Here is a 19,967-nt window from a genome sequence, read left to right as displayed (position 1 = left end):
GATGCGTACTCTTCGACTCACCATGGCCCAGGCCCTGGTCAAGTACCTGGCGGCCCAGCGCATCGAGCATCAGGGGCGCGAGCTCCCGCTGTTCGAAGGGATCTTCGCCATCTTCGGTCACGGCAACGTGGCCGGCCTCGGCGAGGCGCTCTATCACGCTCAGGATAGGCTGCCGACCCTGCGTGCCCACAATGAGCAGACCATGGCCCACGCTGCCATCGCCTTCGCCAAGGCCAACGGCCGGCGGCGCCTGATGGCGGCCACCAGTTCCATCGGGCCGGGGGCTACCAATATGGTGACCGCTGCGGCCCTGGCCCATGCCAACCGTCTTCCGATCCTACTGCTGCCGGGGGATACCTTCGCTACCCGCGAACCCGACCCGGTGCTGCAGCAGGTGGAACACTTCGGTGACCCCGGCATCACGGTCAATGACTGCTTCCGCCCGGTGTCGCGCTTCTTCGACCGCATCACCCGTCCCGAACAACTGCTGACCAGCCTGCCCCAGGCCATCGCCATCCTGCTCGACCCCGAACACTGCGGCCCCGCGACCCTGGCACTGCCCCAGGACGTTCAAACCTTTGCCTACGACTATCCGGCGCATTTCTTCACGCCTCGGGTGCACCGGATTCGGCGTCCCCAGCCGGACCCCCACGAGCTGGAGGAAGCCCTCATCACCCTGGCTCGGGCCGAGCGCCCGCTGATCATTGCCGGGGGCGGCGTGCATTATGCTGGGGCCTGCGAGCGCCTGGCAGAACTGGCCCGCATGCGCGGCATCCCGGTCGCCGAGACCCAGGCCGGCAAGGGCGCACTGCCTGATGCCCATCCCTGCGCGGTGGGGGCCATCGGCGTCACTGGCAGCGCTGCCGCCAACCGGCTCGCCGAGCAGGCAGACGTCATTCTCGCTGTGGGCACCCGGCTGCAGGACTTCACCACCGGCTCCCGGGCGCTCTTCGAGCGCCAAGATCTTTCCCTGGTGGCCCTCAATGTGGGCCGCTTCGACAGCCTGAAGCATCACGCCCTGCCGCTGACCGGCGACGCCCTCGACGGCCTCGCGGCGCTGGATGCCGGTCTGGGGGAGTGGCGGGCCGGCGATGCCTGGCGGGAGCAGGCCGGTAGCCTCAAGCGTGAATGGGCTGAGGTAGTGAGCCGTGTAACTGCCGATGAGGGACGCGAGCTACCCACCGATGCCCAGGTGATCGGCGCGGTCAACCGCCAGGCGGGGGATGACGGCACGGTAGTTTGCGCCGCAGGCGGCCTGCCCGGCGAGCTGCACAAGCTGTGGCAGGCCGCAGGGCCGGGAAGCTACCACGTGGAGTACGGCTTCTCCTGTATGGGCTACGAAATCGCCGGCGGCCTCGGGGTCAAAATGGCACACCCCGAGCGCGAAGTGTTCGTCATGGTGGGCGACGGCTCCTATCTGATGCACAACTCGGAGCTCGCCACTTCGGTGATGCTCGGTCACAAGCTGATCGTGGTGGTGCTCGACAACCGCGGCTTCGGCTGTATCAGCCGCCTGCAGCAGGCCACCGGAGGTGCCGGCTTCAACAATCTGCTCGAGGATTGTCGCACGGTGCCGCAAGGCGCACCCAAGCTGGATTTCGCAGCCCACGCCCGGGCGCTGGGCTGCCAGGCGGAGAGCGTGAGAGGTATCCAGGCGCTGGAACAGGCGCTGCGACGTGCCCGCCAGGCCGACACGACCTACGTCATCGCCCTGGATACCGATCCGAGGCCCAGCACCGCTGAGGGTGGCGCCTGGTGGGAGGTGGCGGTACCCGAGGTCTCCGAGCGCGAGCAGGTGCGCGAGGCCTATGCCGGCTACCGCGAGGCCAAACGGCGCCAGTACCGCTGAGTACGCAGCGGCGCTCAGCGACTCACTCGTTCACTCAGCCATGGGCGGGCCGGGCGGCCCGCTCGCAAGGAGCACGTCATGTCTACCGTACGCCTGGGGATCAATCCCCTGACCTGGACCAACGACGACCTGCCGAGCCTGGGAGCCGACACCCCGCTCGAGGTCTGCCTGGAAGAAGGACGCGAGGCCGGGTTTGCAGGCTTCGAACTCGGCAACAAGTTTCCCCGCACCCCGGAAGTGCTTTCCCGGGTGCTGGGCCGCTATGACCTGGAGCTGGTCTCCGGCTGGTACTCCGCCCGGCTGCTGGAGCGCAGCCCCGAGGAGGAGATCGCCGCGATTCAGGAGCATCTCGGGCTGCTCAAGGCCTGTGGCGCCAAGGTGATGGTGTTCTGCGAGGTGAGCCGCTGTATCCATGGTCACCAGGCGCTACCCCTGTCCCGACGCCCCCTGCTCAGCGACGCCGACTGGGAACGATTGACCACGGGGCTCGACGCGGTGGGGGATTATCTCAAGGAGCAGGGGATACAGCTGGCTTACCACCACCACCTGGGCACCGTGGTGGAGAGCCAGCAGGACGTGGAGCGGATGCTCGACAGCACCGGCGATTCTGTCGGCCTGCTGCTCGACTTCGGCCACCTGAGCGGTGCCGGCGGTGATCCTCTGGCAGTGGCACGACGCTATGCCGCTCGGATCAATCACGTGCATTGCAAGGACCTGCGCTTGCCGGTCTTGGAAGAGCTTCGCAATCGTGACAAGAGCTTTCTGGACGGGGTGCTCGATGGCCTTTTCACTGTGCCCGGGGATGGAAACGTGGATTTCCTGCCGGCCCTGACCCACCTGTACGAGGCTGGTTACCGGGGATGGCTGGTGGTGGAGGCCGAGCAGGACCCCGAAGTGGCGCATCCGCTCACCTACGCCCGCATGGGCTATCGCAACCTGCGTGCTCTGGCCGAACAGGCCGGATTCACCGTTGCCGACTGATTTTCCGATGACAGACACGAGAGAGCAGCCTTCCATGAATCAGATTCACCACTACCTCGGTGGCAGCGTTGCCCAGGGCGAGAGCAGCCGTTTTGCGCCTGTCTACAACCCCGCCACCGGTGAGCAGAGCGCTCAGGTCGTTCTGGCCACGGCCAACGAGACCCGCGAGGCGATTCGCCTGGCCCAGGAGGCATTCGCCCAATGGTCCAGGGTGTCCCCGCTGAAGCGGGCGCGCATTCTGTTCAGGTTCAAGGAACTGGTGGAAGCCAACGCCGACGAGCTGGCGCGGCTGATCTCGAGCGAACATGGCAAGGTGTTATCCGACGCCAAGGGCGAGCTGACCCGCGGCCTGGAAGTGGTCGAGTTCGCCTGCGGTATCCCGCACCTGCTGAAGGGCGAGCACTCGCTCAATGTAGGCACCGGGGTGGACAGCTACTCTCTCATGCAGCCGCTGGGCGTCTGCGCCGGTATCTCACCGTTCAACTTTCCTGCCATGGTGCCGATGTGGATGTTCCCCATCTCGCTCGCCTGCGGCAATACCTTCATCATGAAGCCTTCGGAGAAGGACCCGTCTACGCCGATGCGGCTGGCCGAGCTGCTTGGGGAAGCCGGCCTTCCGGACGGTGTCTTCAACGTGGTCAACGGCGACAAGGAGTCGGTGGACGTGCTGCTTACCGACGAGCGGGTGCAGGCGGTCAGCTTCGTCGGTTCGACTCCCATCGCCGAATACATCTATGCCACCGCTTCGGCCCATGGCAAGCGGGTCCAGGCCCTGGGCGGCGCCAAGAACCATATGGTGATCATGCCCGACGCCGATCTCGACCAGGCCGTGGGCGCCCTGATGGGAGCTGCCTATGGCTCCGCCGGCGAGCGCTGCATGGCAATATCGGTGGCCGTGCCGGTAGGCGAGGAGACCGCCGAGCGCCTGCGCGAGAAGCTGGTGGTGGAACTCGACAAGCTGCGCGTCGGCCCGGGACAGGTGGATGGCCCCGACAACGATATGGGGCCGCTGGTGACTCGCGAGCATCTGAAGAAGGTGCTTGGTTATATCCAGGTCGGCGTGGATGAGGGAGCGGAGCTGGTGGTGGATGGCCGCGAGGCGCGCATCGAAGGGGCCGGCAACGGCTACTTCGTTGGTGGCACCCTGTTCGATCGCGTCAAGCCGGGCATGCGCATCCACCGCGAGGAAATCTTCGGTCCGGTGCTTTGCATCGCCCGGGTGCCCAGCTTCGATGCCGCCGTGACGATGATCAACGATCACGAGTACGGCAACGGTACCGCCATCTTCACTCGCGACGGCGATGCCGCACGCCAGTTCTGCGAACAGATCCAGGTAGGCATGGTGGGCGTCAATGTGCCGATCCCGGTACCCATGGCCTTCCATAGCTTCGGCGGCTGGAAGCGCTCGCTGTTCGGTCCGCTACATATGCACGGCCCTGACGGTGTGCGCTTCTACACCCGCATGAAGACCGTCACCCAGCGCTGGCCCAGCGGCATTCGCGAGGAAACCAACCACTTCACCATGCCGACCCACTGATCGCGCTGCTACCCCCCTCATTTCGCACCGAGTCGGATCCCAGCCCGGCTCGGTGAGATATGCCTGGTGATGAAAGGATGGACGAGATGGAGACACTCAATATCGGTTTGATCGGCACCGGCTTCATGGGCAAAGCGCATTCCATTGCCCTCAAGGCCGCTCCCGCCGTGTTCGACCTGCCGGCTCAGCCGTTCTGCGATCTGCTTGCCGAGGTCGATGACGCGCTGGCCGAGCGCAAAGCTCTCGAGCTGGGTTTCGCCCGCGCTACAGGTGACTGGCGGCTGCTGGTAAAGGACCCTGAGGTAGACGTGGTGGATATCTGCGCCCCCAACTACCTGCACAAAGAGATGGCCCTGGCCGCCATTGCTGCGGGCAAGCACGTCTACGCCGAGAAGCCGCTGGCACTCACCGCCGCTGATGCCGGGGAAATGGCCGAGGCGGCGGAGAAGGCCGGGGTCAAGACGCTGGTGGGCTTCAACTACATTCGCAACCCGGCCACCCAACTGGCCCGGGAGATCGTCGCCAGCGGCGAGATCGGCGAGCTGATCCATTTCCGCGGCCGCCATAACGAAGACTATCTAAGCGATCCAGCCAAACCGCTGGACTGGCATGTTCAGCGGGCCACTGCGGGTGCCGGGGCACTGGGCGACGTAGGCTCACACATCCTCAATATGGCGGAATACTTGACCGGTCAGCGCATCAGTGAGGTGTTCGGCCAGCTGCAGACGTTGATTCCCAGGCGCCCTTTACCCGATGGCAGTGGCGGCATGGGGGAGGTCGAGAACGATGATCAGGCCCAGGCGCTGCTGCGTTTCGATGGTGGCCTGATCGGCAATATCGAGACTTCTCGTGTCGCCACCGGGCGCAAGATGGGACTGGCATATACCCTGACTGGCACCAAGGGCTCGATCATCTTCGACCAGGAACGCCTGAGCGAGCTCCAGCTTTACAAGAGTGAAGGCCTTCCGGGTCGGCGAGGCTTCAGCACCCTTCTGATTGGCCCTGCGCATCCCGACTACGCCGCCTTCAGCCCGGCCCCTGGACATGGGTTGGGCTACAACGATCAAAAAATCATCGAGATCCGGGATTTGGTAGTGGGCATAGCGGGTAACAAGCCGCTTTATCCCGACTTTCGTGAGGCTTGGCGAGTCAATCGCCTCATTGAAGCCATTGAGCATTCGCATGTCGTGGGCAGTTGGATCGCGTTGCACTGAGGCCTCTGCCCGCCGCTTCGCTTGGCTTCTCACCGGGACCATTGACTACGGTTAATGGGTACATCCATGGAATAGGAGGTAGCTCATGAGCCGTTATGGAATGCGTAGCGCCCTGGTGGTCTTTGCCGCATCGCTGATGCTGGGCTTGGCGGGCTGTGGTACCGGAACCGGCGAGCGTGCCGCCAGCGGCGCCGGTGTAGGCGCCGCCACCGGGGCGGCGGCAGGTGCCGCTACTGGCGGAAGCCCGGTTACCGGGGCGGCGATCGGCGCTGGCGCAGGTGCCGCGACCGGTGCGGCGACCGACGAGGACGATATCGATCTCAGCGATTGATTTCGCTGCCGTCAGGCAACTACCGATGGACCGCGCATGTGAGCATGCGCGGTCTTTTCGTGCTTGAGGCGGCCTTACTCGGGAATGTGCCAGGTCTCTGGGCACTCCCGACTGCGAAACAGCCGCTGGGCGGTGGTGGCGTTGCGGCGTTCGGCAAGCGCTTCGCGCCCCTCGCTGAGGGTATCCATCATGCCGGGGTGGGGGTGGCGCACGGTGAGCAGTGTCAGCGCGTCTTCGCGGCCGACCTCGTAGTCGCCCTGCAGGGACTCGATGAGGGGCTCGAGCCGCTCGGGCTTGTCGTCGAGGCAGAAGGCGAAGCGCATGGCGCCGCTGTCGACCAGGTTGGCGTGCATGCCGGCCTTTACCAGGCGGCCGAGAATGTCATGCTGGCGCGGCTCGTCCATGAAGGAGAAGTCGCGCGGTCTCACTTCCACCCACACCTGCTCTTCGCGCAGGATACAGCTGGCCACGTCGCTGTCGAAGCGCCGCTCGGCGTCGATGACGGTGGGCTCGGCATCGGGCGTCTCGAAGGAGCGCACCGTCAACGGAATCGACTTCTCCTGCAGCGGCCCCAGGGTCTTGGGATGGATCACCTTGGCGCCGTGCCAGGCCAGCTCGGTGGCCTCGGCGTAGGAGATCCGCTCGAGCTGCACGGCGTTGTCGAAGCGCCGGGGGTCGGCGTTGAACAGCCCGGTGACGTCCTTCCAGATCACCACCTCGCGGGCATCGAGGCAGTGGGCGAAAATCGCCGCGCTGAAGTCCGAGCCCTCGCGGCCCAGGGTGGTAGCCTCGCCCTCCTCGGTGCCGCCGATGAAGCCCTGGGTCAGGATGACGCGGTCACTGTTCGCCAGGCGCTGGCGAACGGTCTCGGCGGTGGCGGACCAGTCGAGATTGGCGGCCTGATGGCAGGCATCGGTGCGTACCAGTTCGCGGGCATCGTGCCAGTCGCTGGCAATGCCGCAGTGGTTGAGCCAGGCGGCGACGATGGTGGTGGAGATCAGCTCTCCGTAGCACACGGTCTGGTCGTAGTGCCTGGCATAGGCGCTTTCGCGGTGCCTGCGGTGTTGGGCGTCGAGTTCGTCGAACAGGGCGTCGACGCGCTCACGCGGTGAGTCGGCGGTGTCACCGAACAGCGCCTCCAGCGCCTCGCGGTGTTCGGCCTGCAGGGCGTCGAAGCACTGGCGGTACTCGTCTCCCTGCGTTCCACCCTCGCCGCGGGCGGCGGCCAGCAGCGCTTCCAGCTTGTTGGTGGTCTTGCCCATGGCCGAGACCACCACGATTAGCGGGCGGTCGCGATGCTGCTCAAGCAGCGGAGTCAGGTGGCGTATGGCATCGGCATCCTTGATCGAGGCGCCGCCGAACTTGAATACGGTCGTCATGTCGGGCTCTCCCTGTCTGGTGACGTCGTGCCCTACACCATGGGTCATAACGGCGGCCAGCGAAAGGGGCGCCCGGCATGCCGTGCAAGTGACGGTGCAGATACGAAAAAAGCCCCCGCAGGGGCTTTCTTCGTGCAGCGGTGTCTCAACTCAACCGCTGCATGTAGTCCTCGTAACCGAAGGTCTTCACCGTACGCACCTCGCGGCTGCGCTCGTCGATCCGGCAGATCGAGGGCAGACGAATGCCGTTGAAGGTGGTGGTCTTGACCATGGTGTAGTGGGCCATGTCGGTGAACACCAGGCGGTCGCCGATGGCGAGTGGCTGATCGAACGAGTAGCGGCCGATCACGTCGCCGGCCAGGCAGGTGGTGCCGCCCAGGCGATAGGTGAAGGGCTTCTCGCCCGGCTCGCCGGCACCGATGATGTGCGGTCGGTAGGGCATCTCCAGCACGTCCGGCATGTGCGCCGTGGCCGAGGTGTCGAGGATGAGGTTGGGACCGTCGTTTTCCACGATATCCAGCACCGAGCACACTAGATAGCCGGTATTCAGCGCGATTGCCTCGCCCGGTTCCAGGTAGACGGTGAGGTGCGGATGACGCTCGCGGAAACCGCGCACCACCCGCACCAGCCGCTCAATGTCGTAGTCAGTGCGGGTGATGTGATGGCCGCCGCCGAAGTTGACCCATTTCAGCCCGGCCAGGTACTGGCCGAACTTCTCCTCGAACGCAGCGAGGGTCTCCTCCAGGGCGTCGCTGTTCTGCTCGCACAGGGTGTGGAAGTGCAGCCCCTCGAGTCCTTCCAGGTCGCCCTCGGCGAGATCCGACACCCGCGTGCCGAGCCGCGAGCCCGGTGCGCAGGGATCGTAGAGCGGTACCGCGCCGGTGGAGTGCTCGGGGTTCACTCGCAAGCCGCAGGAGACCTGACGCGGCGCCGCCGCGACGGTCTCGCGGAAGCGGCGCCACTGCCCCGGGGAGTTGAAGCTGATGTGGTCGGCGTACTGCAGCACCACCGCCATCTCCTCGGGGGTGAAGGCCGGCGAGTAGACGTGCACCTCGCCACCGAAGGTCTCCGCGCCCAGGCGCGCCTCGTCCTGCCCGCTGGCGGTGGTGCCCACCAGGTACTGGCTGACCAGCGGGAAGGTGTCCCACATGGCGAAGCCCTTCAGCGCTAGCAGGATCCTCGCGCCGCTCGCTTCCTGGACCTGCCGCAGCAGCTCCAGGTTCTTGCGCAGCAGCTTGTCGTCGACCACGTAGGCCGGCGACGGGCAGGCGTGGATGTCGAAGTCGGGGCTCGTCATGCTACTCATGCCAGCGGGTCGTGCTCCGGGTCGAGTTCGACCACCTGCCACGGCAGGCCCATGTCGCCGATGCGCTCCATGAAGGGATCGGGGTCGAGCTGCTCCACATTGAACACGCCCGCGCCCTTCCAGATGCCTTCCAGCATCAGCATGGCGCCGGTCACCGCCGGCACGCCGGTGGTGTAGGAGATCGCCTGGGACTTGACCTCGCGGTAGCAGGCCTCGTGGTCGCAGATGTTATAGATGTACACCTTGCGCCGCTTGCCGTCCTTGATGCCGTCGGCAATGATGCCGATGTTGGTCTTGCCCTTGGTGCGCGGGCCCAGCGAGGCCGGGTCGGGCAGAACCGCCTTGAGGAACTCCAGCGGGGCGATCCTGGTACCGCCCACTTCGATCGGCTCGATGCTAGTCATGCCGACGTTCTCGAGCACCTTGAGGTGGGTGATGTACTTCTCGGAGAAGGTCATCCAGAAACGAATGCGCTCCAGCCCTTTGATGTTCTGGCTGAGCGACTCGAGCTCCTCGTGGTAGAGCAGGTAGATGTCCTTCTCGCCGATGCCGTCGAAGTCGAACTTGCGCTTCACCGCCAGCGGGTCGGTCTCCTTCCACTCGCCTTTCTCCCAGTAGCGACCCTTCGCGGTGATCTCGCGAATGTTGATCTCCGGGTTGAAGTTGGTGGCGAAGGGGTAGCCGTGGTCGCCGCCGTTGGCATCGAGGATGTCGATGCGGTGGATCTCGTCGAACAGGTTCTTCTGGGCGTAGGCGCAGTAGATGTTGGTCATGCCCGGGTCGAAGCCGCAGCCCAGGGTGGCCATGTTACCGGCCTTGACGTAGCGGTCGTGGAAGGCCCACTGCTCCTTGTACTCGAACTTGGCCTCGTCCGGGTGCTCGTAGTTGGCAGTGTCGAGGTAGGGCACGCCAGTCTGCAGGCACGCCTCCATGATGGTCAGGTCCTGATAGGGCAGGGCCACGTGGATCAGCACGTCCGGCTTGAACGATTCGATCAGCGCGACCAGGTCGTCGACGCTGTCGGCGTCCACCTGGGCGGTCTGGATCGGGCGATCCAGTTGGGCGGCGATGGCCTTGCACTTCGCTTCGTTGCGGCTGGCCAGGCAGATCTCGCTGAACACTTCGGGGTGCTGGGCACACTTATGGGTGACGACGCCTCCGACGCCGCCGGCGCCGATAATCAGGACTTTGCTCATGGGCCTCTCGAATCCAGATCGGGGATGTGTATGAAAGCGTAGGGTCTTATCGGTGTTTCGGCCATCTCGCATGCCCGTGCCCGATGCCACCCCGGTCTCGCTCGTCGCTTGCGCGCTGATGATGGCCCCCAGCGAAGCCGGGGGCAAGTGATTTTGTCATGACACGTTAGACCAAAGAAGGGGGTGGCGCCGCTCGGAGCCCATGAGCTGTGGGGCGTTTTAGCATTATTTCTCGTCTATAACCTGCGTTATGAATCTCTATATAAGCTTGTGTTTTAGTATTGCGCAGAATCAACCATAAGCCGGAGAGGCAGAGCGTGACCCTACTGGACAGTATAGTGATGCAGGGCTTGGGCAGACACGGCGCTTTGACGGCAGAAGAAAAGACCCTGCTGCTGGACCTGGAACTCAATCCCAGACGAGCCGCTGCCGGCGAAGTGCTGTGGCAGGAGAGTGCGGACGTGGACCTGTTCTGCGTGGTCAAGGAGGGCTGGGCCTACTCCTACCGCAACCTCGGCAACGGTTCGATGCAGATTCTCAAGGTCTACCTGCCCGGTGACATCATCGGCATGCGGGATTTTGGCTTCGCGCGGCGGCTGGCGGGTGTCGCGATGATCAACGATGGGGTGATCAGCCCGTTCACGCATCAGCAGCTGTTCGAGCTCATCGGACGCTCGCCGGCGCTGGCGGCGAGCATCATCGCCACCGTCGTGCGTCAGCAGGCGATGCTCACCGAGCGGCTGGTCTATCTCGGTCGCTATGCGGCCCACGAGCGGCTGGCGCATTTTCTCTACGAGCTTTACCTGCGATTGAAGCGGATCGGTGCGGTGACGGACAACGGCTTCGTGATGCCGCTGTCGCAGGAGCAGGTCGGCGATGCGCTGGGGCTGAGTGCCGTGCACGTGAGTCGGACCTTCTCCATGCTGCGTGACGAGGGCTTGGTGGTGCGCGACCGCCAGCACGTGGTGCTGCCCGACCCGCAGGCGCTGGCGCGGCTGGTCGAGTTCAACGATACCTATATCGACGAAACGCTTTCCCCGGCGTTCCACGGCTTTCATTAGCCCAGCATTTCATTGGGTTCTTCACTGGCTCATGCTGCATCGGCGACGAAGGCGCGGGCGACGAGGGTTAGGACGGCCGAAACGAAAAAAGCACCCTAGGGGTGCTTTTCTCGTTACTCGATTGGTGGAGGCGGCGGGGATCGAACCCGCGTCCGCCGACACTCGCTCTTCGGCTCTACATGCTTAGGTCCGTTTTTTGGTTTAACGCATCTGGCTCCAACGGGCAGGATCCAGCTACGCGATTCCTCTAAAGTTTAGCGATTGGCGAGAGGACACCACCAACCGCGATCCCATCAGTCTTGGCTCATATCCCCTCCGCGATGAATGGGCACATCGCTTTGGGGCCGGACTAGAAGCTAACAGCTATTAAGCTGCCAGCGCGCCCTGAGCGTAGTTGTCGTCGTTTGCGACTATTTAGTCGTGATGTTGGATTTACGAGATACATCACGCTCTCGGCATGCACCTAGGAGGTTGTCATCGGCGTCGAAGCCATGTCGCCCCCGTAGCAGTCCCATCTTACCAGCATGGGTACGTCTATGACACCTGTTGGCGGGGCTGGTTCCCTCATCTCTCCGATTCTTGCCGTTTTCGGGGAGCCAACCAATGTCTCCTACGCTATGACGCCTCAGGCCTTGGTATGTTCCCGCATGATGCGGCCCTTCTGCCGCTGCCAGTCGCGGTCCTTCTCGGTGGCGCGCTTGTCGTGCAGCTTCTTGCCCGTCACCAGGGCCAGCTCGCACTTCACCTTGTTGCCTTTCCAGTAGAGCTTGAGCGGCACGCAGGTGTGGCCCTTCTCCTGGGAGCGCGAGAAGATCTTGGCAATCTCCTTGCGGTGCAGCAGCAATTTGCGAGTGCGGGACGGGTCGGCGATCTCGTGGGTGCTGGCGGTGTTGAGCGGTGTGATGTGGCTACCCAACAGCCAGGCCTCGCCATCCTTGATCAGGATGTAGGTGTCGGTGAGCTGGGCCTTGCCGGCGCGCAGGCTCTTCACCTCCCAGCCGGCCAGCACCAGGCCGGCCTCGAAGGTCTCGTCGATGTGGTACTCGAAGCGAGCTTTCTTGTTCTGGGCGATGACGCCGCCACCGGGGCCCTTGCCCTTGCCTTTCTTGTCGGCCATGGAACCTCTTGTCACGTTCTGCTGATGGCACCCTTCCTTCGATATGAGGGGAAGCGTGTTACCATTCAAGGCATGAAATAACCGCTCATGATACGCCCTGGGCACTGTGAAGTCAGCGGAGAGCTCAATGCCAATGGTCAATCGGTCCGCCCTGGTGCGGCACACCCCTCGGGACATGTTCGAACTGGTCAACGACTTCGAGCGCTATCCGGAATTCCTGCCCGGCTGTCGGCGGGCGCGGCTGCTCGAGCGCGACGAGTCGCACCTGATCGGTGAGATGACCCTGGGACGGGCGGGTATCGAGCAGAGTTTCACCACGCGTAACGATCTGATCGAACCCGAGCGCATCGAAATGTCGCTGGTCAGCGGCCCCTTCAAGCGTCTGCGTGGGCGCTGGCTGTTCCTGCCGATGGGCGAGGGCGCCTGCAAGGTGTGCCTCGAGCTGGAGTTCGAGTTCGCCAACCGGCTGCTGGGCATGGCCTTCGGCAAGCTGTTCCAGCAGGTTGCCGGCCAGCTGGTGGACGCCTTCACCCGTCGTGCCGACGAGCTGTACGGACGCTAAGGTGGGGCTTCAGGTAGAGGTCGCCTTCGCGCTGCCCGAGCGGCAGCGCATCGTGACGCTGGAGGTGCCCGCGGGCACCACGGCGCGCCAGGCAGTCGCTCTGGCCAAGCTGGAGCAGCACTTCCCGGAACTGCCGGCGGCGCACTTCGCCGCGGCGGATCTGGGCATCTTCGGCCAACTGCTGCGCGATCCCGACACCCACCGCCTGCGTGCCGGCGACCGGGTCGAGGTCTATCGCCCCCTCGAGATCGACCCCAAGGAGGCACGACTCCGGCGCGCCGGGCGTTAACCCGGCTGCGCGTTCGCGTTACTGTGCCAGCGGTTCGGTGGTTGCCGGCTCGCCGCCCTGGGGCAGAGTGCCGCCAGCGTCAGGTGCGGCCTCGGGAGCGGCTTCCGGCTGGGTGGCCGGCAGTTCGCCCATGGGGTCGGCGCCTTCGATGGCCGGGCCGACACCGTTTTGCGGCCGCAGCTCGATATCCTCGGAAAAGTCGCCTTCGCGCTGCACGTTGACCAGGCGTTCGCCGTCGAAGGTCAGCGTGACCCGGCGCTGTTGTACGCCGCCGTAGGCTTCGTCGAGGCGGAACACGTAGTCCCACTGGTTGGCATTGAAAGGCGCTTCCAGCAGCGGGCGGCCCATCACGTCGATGACCTGAGAGCGGCTCATGCCGGGCTGGAGCTGCTGCACCATGCCCTCGGTGATGTAGTTGCCCTGGGGCAGATCCCGCTTGTAGACGCAGCCGCCGGCCATGGTCAGGGCGATGACGAGAGGGAGGGTTTTGATCAGCTTTTGCATTTGTGTCCGTTCTTCACTATCGTGGATTCGGTCGATCATACCCGACCCTACCTGATACTGCGAAGAGCGAACATGGCCGACCAGAACCATGAACTGCGCAAGGCAGGCCTGAAGGTCACCTTGCCCCGAGTGAAGATCCTGCAGATCCTCGAGAATGCCACGGGTCAGCACCACCTGAGCGCTGAGGATGTCTACAAGACCCTGCTGGAAGCCGGAGAGGATGTCGGTCTGGCAACCGTCTACCGCGTGCTGACCCAGTTCGAGTCGGCGGGCCTGGTGATTCGTCACAATTTCGATGGCGGCCATGCCGTGTTCGAGATCTCCCAGGAGGAGCATCACGACCACATGGTGTGTCTCGACAGCGGCGAGATCATCGAATTCTTCGACGAGACCATCGAGCGGCGCCAGCAGGAGATCGCCGAAGAGCACGGCTTCGAGCTGGTCGATCACGCTCTGGTGCTCTACGTGCGCCCGCGCGGCTCCAATGCCACTCGCCAGGACGGCACGCCGCGAAAATAAGCGATCAGCTATCATCAGCTATCAAAGCTTGATGGCAAAGCGGCCCCGATCATCGATCGGGGCCGCTTTGCTTTACGGTGCGTCAACCGGTCGCAGGCTGTGGGCCCTCAGTGCGACGCACCCTGCTGGCTGGCATCCAGCATCTCGCGTGCGTGGGCCAGGGTGCGGTCGGAAAGATTCACCCCGCCCAGCATGCGCGCCAGTTCGCTGACCCGGCCGGCCTCGTCGAGCAGCGCCATGCGGGTCAGGGTGGTGTCGCGCTTGGCCTGCTTCTCGATGTGCAGGTGGTGGTGGGCCTGTGCCGCCACCTGGGGCAGGTGGGTCACGGTCATCACCTGGCCCTGCTCGCCCAGCCGGCGCAGCAGTTGACCGACGATCTCGGCGGTGGCGCCGGAGATGCCCACGTCGACCTCATCGAACACCAGGCTGGGGATGGTCGAGTGGCGCGCGGCGACCACCTGGATCGCCAGGCTGATTCGCGACAATTCGCCGCCCGAAGCGACCTTGGCCAGCGGGCGCGGCGGCTGGCCGGGGTTGGCACTGATCAGAAAGCGCACCTCCTCCATGCCGTCTGCCTGCGGGCTCTGGCGCGACGTGACTTCCACTTCGAAACGCGCCTTGCCCATGGCCAGGAAGGCGAGCTGCTCCTGCACCGCCTTGCCGAACCTGGCCGCTGCCTGCTGGCGGGTCTCGCCAACGCTTCGTGCCTGCTCGCGCCAGCTGTCGCGCAGGCTCTCGACCTCGGCGCGCAGAGCCTCGAGGTCGTGTTCGCCGCCTTCCAGACTTTCCAACTCGACCTGCAGCCGGCGGTGCAGGGCGGGCAGCTCCTCGGGCATGACGTGATGCTTGCGCGCGATGCGATGCACCTCGCCCAGGCGCGACTCGACCCAGGCCAGGCGCTCCGGGTCCAGCTCGGTGGCGTCGGCGAAGCGGTGCAGCTCGCGCACGGCTTCCTCGACCTGGATACGCGCCTCGCCCAGCATGGCGAGGATCTCGGCCAGTGCGCCGCGGTCGCTGCCCGGCAGCGGATCGAGCCGATGCATCGCCTGATTGAGCAGAGTCAATACGCCGCCTTCGTCGTTGTCGCAGCATTCGGCGGCGTGCTGCGCCTCGCGCAGCGTCTCCTCGGCGTGGGCGAGCTGCTCCTGTTCGTGCTCCAGGGTGGTGAGCTCCTCGTCACCTAGCGCCAGGAGATCGAGCTCCTCGACCTGATAGCGCAGCAGCTGGCGGCGCGCCTGCACCTCGTCGCCGCTCTCGGTCAGCTGCTTCAGGCGTTTGCGGGTCGCCTGCCAGCGGCGGAACGTCTCGCTGAGTTCGTTCACCGCGGCGCGGTTGCCGGCGAAGTCGTCGAGCAGACGCAGATGGGTCTCCTCGCGCAGCAGCAGCTGGTGGGCATGCTGACCGTGGATCTCGACCAGGTGCTCGCCCAGTGCCTTGAGATCGGCCACCGTGGCCGGCTGGCCGTTGATCCATGCCTTGGAGCGGCCGCTGGCGGTCACTACCCGGCGCAGCAGGCAGTCGTCGTCGGGCAGCTCGCGCTCCGTGAGCCAGGCGCGGGCGGCGGGCAGGGCGGCGATGTCGAAGCGCGCCGAGAGATCGGCGCGCTCGCAGCCGTGGCGTACGCTGGCGGCGTCGCTGCGCTCGCCCAGGCACAGCCCCAGGGCGCCGAGCAGGATCGACTTGCCGGCGCCGGTCTCGCCGGTGATGGCGGTCATGCCGCCGGCAAGCTCCAGATCGAGCGTATCGACGATGGCGTAATCGCGAATGGCAAGCTGAGTCAGCATGGGACCTCCCGGCGGCCGGTATCCTGGTGAGCTGGATATCCATACACGTTATTGCGTTTTTATACAGTAGTCGAGGTTCGCTCACAACACATGCGCAAAACAGACCCCATCGTTGATGCCCGATCACTTGAGTTTGCGGCGAGGACCCCCATATAGGCCGCAGACCTTACAAGGCATTTGCCGATTCGAAATCTTTCCGGCCTCGCTGGGCCGGTGCTGCTTCAGGAGATGCGCATGGCTAAAGAACCCCAGACCCCGCTTGACGACGAGCTGGCGCGGCGCGAGAAAGAGGCCCGTCCGGAGCCGCTGGAAGGCGAGCTGGACGATGCGGCTAGCCTCGTGGAGGACGACGCCGCGGCTTCCGAGGAGCCGACGGAGGTGAGCGACAACCCCGAGGCCGACATGCTGGCAGCCCAGGTCGAGGAGCTGGAGCAGAGCTTGGCCGAGGCCAAGGACCAGGCGCTGCGCGCCGCCGCCGAAGCGCAGAACGTGCGGCGCCGCGCCGAGCAGGAGGCCGAGAAGGCGCGCAAGTTCGCCCTGGAGCGCTTCGTCAAGGAACTGCTGCCGGTGGTCGACAGCCTGGAGAAGGCGCTGGACGCCATGGGCGAGGACGCCAGCGATGTTCACCGCGAGGGCGTGGCCATGACGCTGAAGATGCAGCAGGACGTGCTGGCCAAGTTCGGCGTCGAAACGGTCGAGCCGGCCGGCGAGCCGTTCGACCCGAAGTTCCACGAAGCGATGGCCATGGTGCCCAACCCCGAGCTCGAGCCCAATAGCGTGATGGAAGTGATCCAGAAGGGCTACCTGCTCAACGGGCGCCTGGTGCGTCCGGCCATGGTGGTGGTCAGTCAGGCCACCGGCTGAGGCCTAGCGAATGAAAACGGGGGCGGGGCTTGAAAAGCCACCCGGCGCCCCCAGATAGACGTCAACCGCGGCAACTGCCGCAGCGATGGATTCAAGGCAAACGAATTTTCGAGGATTTCCTATGGGACGCATCATCGGTATTGACCTGGGGACCACCAACTCCTGTGTGGCCGTGCTCGACGGCGACAGCGCCAAGGTGATCGAGAACGCCGAAGGTGCCCGCACCACGCCTTCCATCATCGCCTATACCGATGATGGCGAGATTCTGGTGGGGCAGTCGGCCAAGCGCCAGGCGGTGACCAACCCGCAGAACACCCTGTACGCCATCAAGCGCCTGATCGGTCGTCGCTTCAAGGATGACGTGGTGCAGAAGGACATCAAGATGGTGCCCTACGGCATCACCGAGGCCGACAACGGCGACGCCTGGGTGCAGGTGAAGGACAAGAAGCTGGCACCGCCGCAGGTCAGCGCCGAAGTGCTGAAGAAGATGAAGAAGACCGCCGAGGACTACCTGGGCGAGCCGGTCACCGAGGCGGTGATCACCGTGCCGGCCTACTTCAACGACAGCCAGCGTCAGGCCACCAAGGACGCCGGTCGTATCGCCGGTCTCGAAGTCAAGCGCATCATCAACGAGCCCACCGCGGCGGCGCTGGCCTACGGCATGGACAAGTCGCGCGGCGACAAGACCATCGCCGTGTACGACCTGGGCGGCGGTACCTTCGACATCTCCATCATCGAGGTGGCCGACGTCGACGGCGAGACCCAGTTCGAGGTGCTGGCCACCAACGGCGACACCTTCCTCGGTGGTGAAGACTTCGACATGGCGCTGATCAACTACCTGGTCGATCAGTTCAAGGCCGACAGCGGCATCGACCTGTCCGGCGACAACCTGGCCATGCAGCGCCTCAAGGAAGCCGCCGAGAAGGCCAAGATCGAGCTTTCCAGCGCGCAGCAGACCGACGTCAACCTGCCCTATATCACCGCCGACAACACCGGGCCCAAGCACCTCAACGTGAAGGTGACCCGGGCCAAGCTGGAGTCGCTGGTGGAAGAGCTGGTGCAGCGCTCGCTGGGGCCGTGCAAGACCGCGCTGTCCGACGCCGGCCTGTCCGCTTCCGAGATCGACGACGTGATCCTGGTCGGCGGCCAGACCCGCATGCCGCTGGTGCAGAAGAAGGTTGCTGACTTCTTCGGCAAGGAAGCGCGCAAGGACGTCAACCCGGATGAGGCCGTGGCCGTGGGTGCGGCGATCCAGGGCGGCGTGCTGGGCGGCGACGTCAAGGACGTGCTGCTGCTCGACGTCACTCCGCTGACCCTGGGTATCGAGACCCTGGGCGGCGTGATGACTCCGCTGATTGAGAAGAACACCACCATCCCGACCAAGAAGACCCAGACCTTCTCGACCGCGGATGACAACCAGACTGCCGTGACCATTCACGTGCTTCAGGGTGAGCGCAAGCAGGCTGGCCAGAACAAGTCGCTGGGCCGCTTCGACCTGGCCGACATTCCGCCGGCGCCGCGCGGCGTGCCGCAGATCGAGGTGGCCTTCGACCTCGACGCCAACGGCATCCTCAACGTGTCCGCCAAGGACAAGGCCACCGGCAAGGAGCAGTCGATCGTCATCAAGGCCTCCAGCGGTCTGACCGATGAAGAGATCGAGCAGATGGTGCGCGACGCCGAGGCCCACGCCGACGAGGACAAGAAGTTCGAGGAGCTGGTGGCGCTGCGCAACCAGGCCGACGGCATGGTCCACGCCGCGCGCAAGACCGTGCAGGAAGCCGGCGAGCATGGCACCGACGAGGAGAAGCAGGCCATCGAGACGGCCGCCTCCGAACTCGAGGAAGCGCTCAAGGGCGACGACAAGGACGACATCCAGGCCAAGCTGGACAAGCTGACCGAGCTCTCCGGTAACCTGGCGCAGAAGATGTATGCCGCCCAGGCCGAGGCCGCCCAGCAGGCCGGTGGCGAGGGCCAGGAGGCCGGTGCCAAGCAGGAAGACGACGTGGTCGACGCCGAGTACGAAGAAGTCAACGACGATCAGAAGAAGCAGTAATCGCCAAGGCGATGCCACGGACGACGGTAGCGCGGGGGGACGACTCCCGCGTTGCCGTTTCCGCGGATCGGGCAGCACTGCCTAGACCAGGAGGCGCATGGACCCATGTCCAAACGCGATTATTACGAGGTGCTCGGTGTCGAACGAGGGACCGACACCAAAGAGATCAAGAAGGCCTACCGGCGGCTGGCGCAGAAGTATCATCCGGACCGTAACCCGGACGATGACAAGGCCGCCGAGAAGTTTCGCGAGGTCTCCGAGGCCTACGAGATCCTCTCCGACAACGAGAAGCGTGCCGCCTACGACCAGTTCGGCCATGCCGGCGTAGACGGACAGGCCGGAGGTTTCGGCGCTGGCGGCTTCGGCGGTGCGGGTGCCGGCGGCTTCAGCGACATCTTCGGCGACGTGTTCGGCGACATCTTCGGTGGCGGCGGCGGTCGGCGCAGCCCCCATGCGCCGCAGCGCGGCAGCGACCTTCGCTACAACCTCGAGCTCGATCTCGAGAGCGCGGTGGCCGGCACCACGGTGGACATTCGCGTGCCGCGTCACGTGGAGTGCAGCCGCTGCGACGGCGAGGGCGCCGAGCCGGGCTCCACCAAGGAGACCTGCCCCACCTGTAACGGCCTGGGTCAGGTGCGCATGCAGCAGGGCTTCTTCGCCGTGCAGCAGACCTGTCCCACCTGTCACGGCAGCGGCGTGCACATCAAGGTGCCGTGTCACAAGTGCCACGGTGAAGGCCGTGTGCGTGAGACCCGCACCCTGTCGGTGAAGATTCCCGCTGGGGTCGATACCGGCGACCGCATTCGTCTCAACGGCGAGGGCGAGTCCGGCATCAACGGCGGCCCGCCCGGCGATCTCTACGTGCAGGTGGCGATAAAGCCACACCGTATCTTCCAGCGCGACGGCAAGCACCTGCAGTGCGAGGTGCCGATCAACTTCGTCGATGCCGCACTCGGTGGCGAGCTCGAAGTGCCCACCCTGGATGGCCGGGTCAAGCTCAAGATTCCGCCCGAGACCCAGACCGGCAAGCTGTTCCGCCTGCGCGGCAAGGGCGTCAAGCCGGTTCGCGGGGGCCCCCCCGGCGACCTGCTGTGCAAGGTGGTGGTGGAGACCCCGGTCAACCTCAGCGAAGACCAGAAGGCGCTGCTGCGCCAGCTTCAGGAGAGCCTGGGGGGCAGCAACAGCGCTCACCACTCGCCGAAGAAGAGCGGCTTCTTCGACGGCGTGAAGAAGTTTTTCGAAGACATGAAGCCGTAAGGCGGAACTGCGCCACGAAAGCCCCCGAGCCCTGGCGGTGTCGGGGGCTTTTGCGTTTTCGGCGTGAACGGTTCCTTCGAACCCAGCGTTCCGCCCTGCGCTGTGCATCGGGGCTGGCGCCAACCCGCTCCGGCGTCTTAGTCTGTTGGCTCAGATACGAATGG

18 protein-coding genes and 1 other RNA gene are annotated in these 19,967 nt (G+C 65.0%); 12 read left to right on the top strand and 7 right to left on the bottom strand.

The features are described 5' to 3' along the window. Position 1: 1 nt before the first annotated feature. The 5 genes from iolD to HOP59_RS17980 all read left to right on the top strand — a co-directional run bounded on the left by iolD (position 2) and on the right by HOP59_RS17980 (position 5,912). Positions 2–1,849: a 3D-(3,5/4)-trihydroxycyclohexane-1,2-dione acylhydrolase (decyclizing) gene (iolD, locus tag HOP59_RS18000; protein ID WP_010625734.1), complete on the top strand. Its 1,848-nt coding sequence runs from the start codon at positions 2–4 to the stop codon at positions 1,847–1,849. Positions 1,850–1,927: 78 nt separating this feature from the next. Beyond that, complete coding sequence (iolE, locus tag HOP59_RS17995) at positions 1,928–2,830, top strand: myo-inosose-2 dehydratase (protein ID WP_010625733.1); 903 nt, start codon at positions 1,928–1,930, stop codon at positions 2,828–2,830. A gap of 34 nt (positions 2,831–2,864) precedes the next feature. Beyond that, positions 2,865–4,367 carry a CoA-acylating methylmalonate-semialdehyde dehydrogenase gene (locus tag HOP59_RS17990; RefSeq protein ID WP_010625732.1) on the top strand — a complete coding sequence of 501 codons (1,503 nt, stop codon included), beginning with the start codon at positions 2,865–2,867 and terminating at the stop codon, positions 4,365–4,367. Between the two features lie 86 nt (positions 4,368–4,453). Further along, positions 4,454–5,581, top strand: a complete 1,128-nt coding sequence (locus HOP59_RS17985; RefSeq protein WP_010625731.1) for a Gfo/Idh/MocA family protein — start codon at positions 4,454–4,456, stop codon at positions 5,579–5,581. Positions 5,582–5,666: 85 nt separating this feature from the next. Further along, positions 5,667–5,912: a hypothetical protein gene (locus tag HOP59_RS17980; protein ID WP_010625730.1), complete on the top strand. Its 246-nt coding sequence runs from the start codon at positions 5,667–5,669 to the stop codon at positions 5,910–5,912. Between the two features lie 74 nt (positions 5,913–5,986). Here the strand turns inward: HOP59_RS17980 and HOP59_RS17975 are convergent, their stop codons facing one another. The 3 genes from HOP59_RS17975 to HOP59_RS17965 form a co-directional block, all read right to left on the bottom strand. Beyond that, positions 5,987–7,291 (bottom strand): aspartate kinase, encoded by a 1,305-nt coding sequence (locus tag HOP59_RS17975; protein WP_010625729.1) that lies wholly within the window; start codon positions 7,289–7,291, stop codon positions 5,987–5,989. Positions 7,292–7,436: 145 nt separating this feature from the next. Next, entirely contained in the window at positions 7,437–8,597 is a 1,161-nt protein-coding gene (gene nspC / locus HOP59_RS17970) for a carboxynorspermidine decarboxylase (RefSeq protein ID WP_035589660.1), read from the bottom strand. Further along, a complete protein-coding gene (locus tag HOP59_RS17965) occupies positions 8,594–9,793 on the bottom strand; it encodes a saccharopine dehydrogenase family protein (protein ID WP_010625727.1) in 1,200 nt (399 codons plus the stop codon). The genes nspC and HOP59_RS17965 overlap by 4 nt, the downstream gene beginning before the upstream one ends. A gap of 317 nt (positions 9,794–10,110) precedes the next feature. Here HOP59_RS17965 and HOP59_RS17960 point away from each other — a divergent pair, with 317 nt between their 5' ends. Then, positions 10,111–10,854, top strand: coding sequence for a Crp/Fnr family transcriptional regulator (locus tag HOP59_RS17960; RefSeq protein WP_141638464.1), 744 nt, complete (start codon positions 10,111–10,113; stop codon positions 10,852–10,854). A 122-nt stretch (positions 10,855–10,976) separates the two neighbouring features. Here the strand turns inward: HOP59_RS17960 and ssrA are convergent. Together ssrA and smpB are read right to left on the bottom strand one after the other, a co-directional pair. After that, positions 10,977–11,356, bottom strand: a transfer-messenger RNA (tmRNA) gene (gene ssrA / locus HOP59_RS17955). A gap of 123 nt (positions 11,357–11,479) precedes the next feature. Further along, positions 11,480–11,971: an SsrA-binding protein SmpB gene (gene smpB / locus HOP59_RS17950; protein ID WP_010625725.1), complete on the bottom strand. Its 492-nt coding sequence runs from the start codon at positions 11,969–11,971 to the stop codon at positions 11,480–11,482. A gap of 127 nt (positions 11,972–12,098) precedes the next feature. Between smpB and HOP59_RS17945 the strand changes: the two genes are divergently transcribed. Together HOP59_RS17945 and HOP59_RS17940 are read left to right on the top strand one after the other, a co-directional pair. After that, on the top strand, positions 12,099–12,533 hold the full coding sequence (locus HOP59_RS17945; protein WP_026037779.1) for a type II toxin-antitoxin system RatA family toxin: 435 nt from the start codon (positions 12,099–12,101) through the stop codon (positions 12,531–12,533). Between the two features lies 1 nt (position 12,534). Beyond that, entirely contained in the window at positions 12,535–12,822 is a 288-nt protein-coding gene (locus tag HOP59_RS17940) for an RnfH family protein (protein WP_010625723.1), read from the top strand. An 18-nt stretch (positions 12,823–12,840) separates the two neighbouring features. Here the strand turns inward: HOP59_RS17940 and HOP59_RS17935 are convergent, their stop codons facing one another. Beyond that, positions 12,841–13,326 (bottom strand): outer membrane protein assembly factor BamE, encoded by a 486-nt coding sequence (locus tag HOP59_RS17935; RefSeq protein WP_010625722.1) that lies wholly within the window; start codon positions 13,324–13,326, stop codon positions 12,841–12,843. 72 nt (positions 13,327–13,398) lie between these two features. Here HOP59_RS17935 and fur point away from each other — a divergent pair, with 72 nt between their 5' ends. Continuing rightward, positions 13,399–13,845 (top strand): ferric iron uptake transcriptional regulator, encoded by a 447-nt coding sequence (gene fur, locus HOP59_RS17930; RefSeq protein WP_010625721.1) that lies wholly within the window; start codon positions 13,399–13,401, stop codon positions 13,843–13,845. Between the two features lie 107 nt (positions 13,846–13,952). Here fur and recN read toward each other — a convergent pair whose 3' ends face one another. After that, a complete protein-coding gene (gene recN, locus HOP59_RS17925) occupies positions 13,953–15,629 on the bottom strand; it encodes a DNA repair protein RecN (protein WP_234254831.1) in 1,677 nt (558 codons plus the stop codon). Positions 15,630–15,863: 234 nt separating this feature from the next. Here recN and grpE point away from each other — a divergent pair, with 234 nt between their 5' ends. The 3 genes from grpE to dnaJ all read left to right on the top strand — a co-directional run bounded on the left by grpE (position 15,864) and on the right by dnaJ (position 19,803). Then, positions 15,864–16,493 (top strand): nucleotide exchange factor GrpE, encoded by a 630-nt coding sequence (gene grpE / locus HOP59_RS17920; RefSeq protein WP_010625718.1) that lies wholly within the window; start codon positions 15,864–15,866, stop codon positions 16,491–16,493. A gap of 121 nt (positions 16,494–16,614) precedes the next feature. Next, the gene (gene dnaK, locus HOP59_RS17915) at positions 16,615–18,546 is read left to right on the top strand and encodes a molecular chaperone DnaK (protein WP_010625717.1); all 1,932 of its coding nucleotides are present in this window, start codon (positions 16,615–16,617) and stop codon (positions 18,544–18,546) included. A 105-nt stretch (positions 18,547–18,651) separates the two neighbouring features. Beyond that, the gene (gene dnaJ, locus HOP59_RS17910) at positions 18,652–19,803 is read left to right on the top strand and encodes a molecular chaperone DnaJ (protein ID WP_010625716.1); all 1,152 of its coding nucleotides are present in this window, start codon (positions 18,652–18,654) and stop codon (positions 19,801–19,803) included. The last annotated feature ends 164 nt before the right edge of the window (positions 19,804–19,967 follow it).

Origin of the sequence: Billgrantia aerodenitrificans, assembly GCF_021404405.1 — a bacterium.
Lineage (GTDB): Bacteria > Pseudomonadota > Gammaproteobacteria > Pseudomonadales > Halomonadaceae > Halomonas > Halomonas aerodenitrificans.
Note: the sequence above shows the minus strand (reverse complement) of the source record. Positions and strands in the feature narration are given on the sequence as shown.

Bases quoted from the DNA above. Each gene is read 5' to 3' on its own strand.
- iolD (WP_010625734.1), top strand. From the start codon at position 2: ATGCGTACTCTTCGACTCACCATGGCCCAGGCCCTGGTCAAGTACCTG.
- iolE (WP_010625733.1), top strand. From the start codon at position 1,928: ATGTCTACCGTACGCCTGGGGATCAATCCCCTGACCTGGACCAACGAC.
- HOP59_RS17990 (WP_010625732.1), top strand. From the start codon at position 2,865: ATGAATCAGATTCACCACTACCTCGGTGGCAGCGTTGCCCAGGGCGAG.
- HOP59_RS17985 (WP_010625731.1), top strand. From the start codon at position 4,454: ATGGAGACACTCAATATCGGTTTGATCGGCACCGGCTTCATGGGCAAA.
- HOP59_RS17980 (WP_010625730.1), top strand. From the start codon at position 5,667: ATGAGCCGTTATGGAATGCGTAGCGCCCTGGTGGTCTTTGCCGCATCG.
- HOP59_RS17975 (WP_010625729.1), bottom strand. From the start codon at position 7,291: ATGACGACCGTATTCAAGTTCGGCGGCGCCTCGATCAAGGATGCCGAT.
- nspC (WP_035589660.1), bottom strand. From the start codon at position 8,597: ATGAGTAGCATGACGAGCCCCGACTTCGACATCCACGCCTGCCCGTCG.
- HOP59_RS17965 (WP_010625727.1), bottom strand. From the start codon at position 9,793: ATGAGCAAAGTCCTGATTATCGGCGCCGGCGGCGTCGGAGGCGTCGTC.
- smpB (WP_010625725.1), bottom strand. From the start codon at position 11,971: ATGGCCGACAAGAAAGGCAAGGGCAAGGGCCCCGGTGGCGGCGTCATC.
- HOP59_RS17945 (WP_026037779.1), top strand. From the start codon at position 12,099: ATGCCAATGGTCAATCGGTCCGCCCTGGTGCGGCACACCCCTCGGGAC.
- HOP59_RS17935 (WP_010625722.1), bottom strand. From the start codon at position 13,326: ATGCAAAAGCTGATCAAAACCCTCCCTCTCGTCATCGCCCTGACCATG.
- fur (WP_010625721.1), top strand. From the start codon at position 13,399: ATGGCCGACCAGAACCATGAACTGCGCAAGGCAGGCCTGAAGGTCACC.
- recN (WP_234254831.1), bottom strand. From the start codon at position 15,629: ATGCTGACTCAGCTTGCCATTCGCGATTACGCCATCGTCGATACGCTC.
- grpE (WP_010625718.1), top strand. From the start codon at position 15,864: ATGGCTAAAGAACCCCAGACCCCGCTTGACGACGAGCTGGCGCGGCGC.
- dnaK (WP_010625717.1), top strand. From the start codon at position 16,615: ATGGGACGCATCATCGGTATTGACCTGGGGACCACCAACTCCTGTGTG.
- dnaJ (WP_010625716.1), top strand. From the start codon at position 18,652: ATGTCCAAACGCGATTATTACGAGGTGCTCGGTGTCGAACGAGGGACC.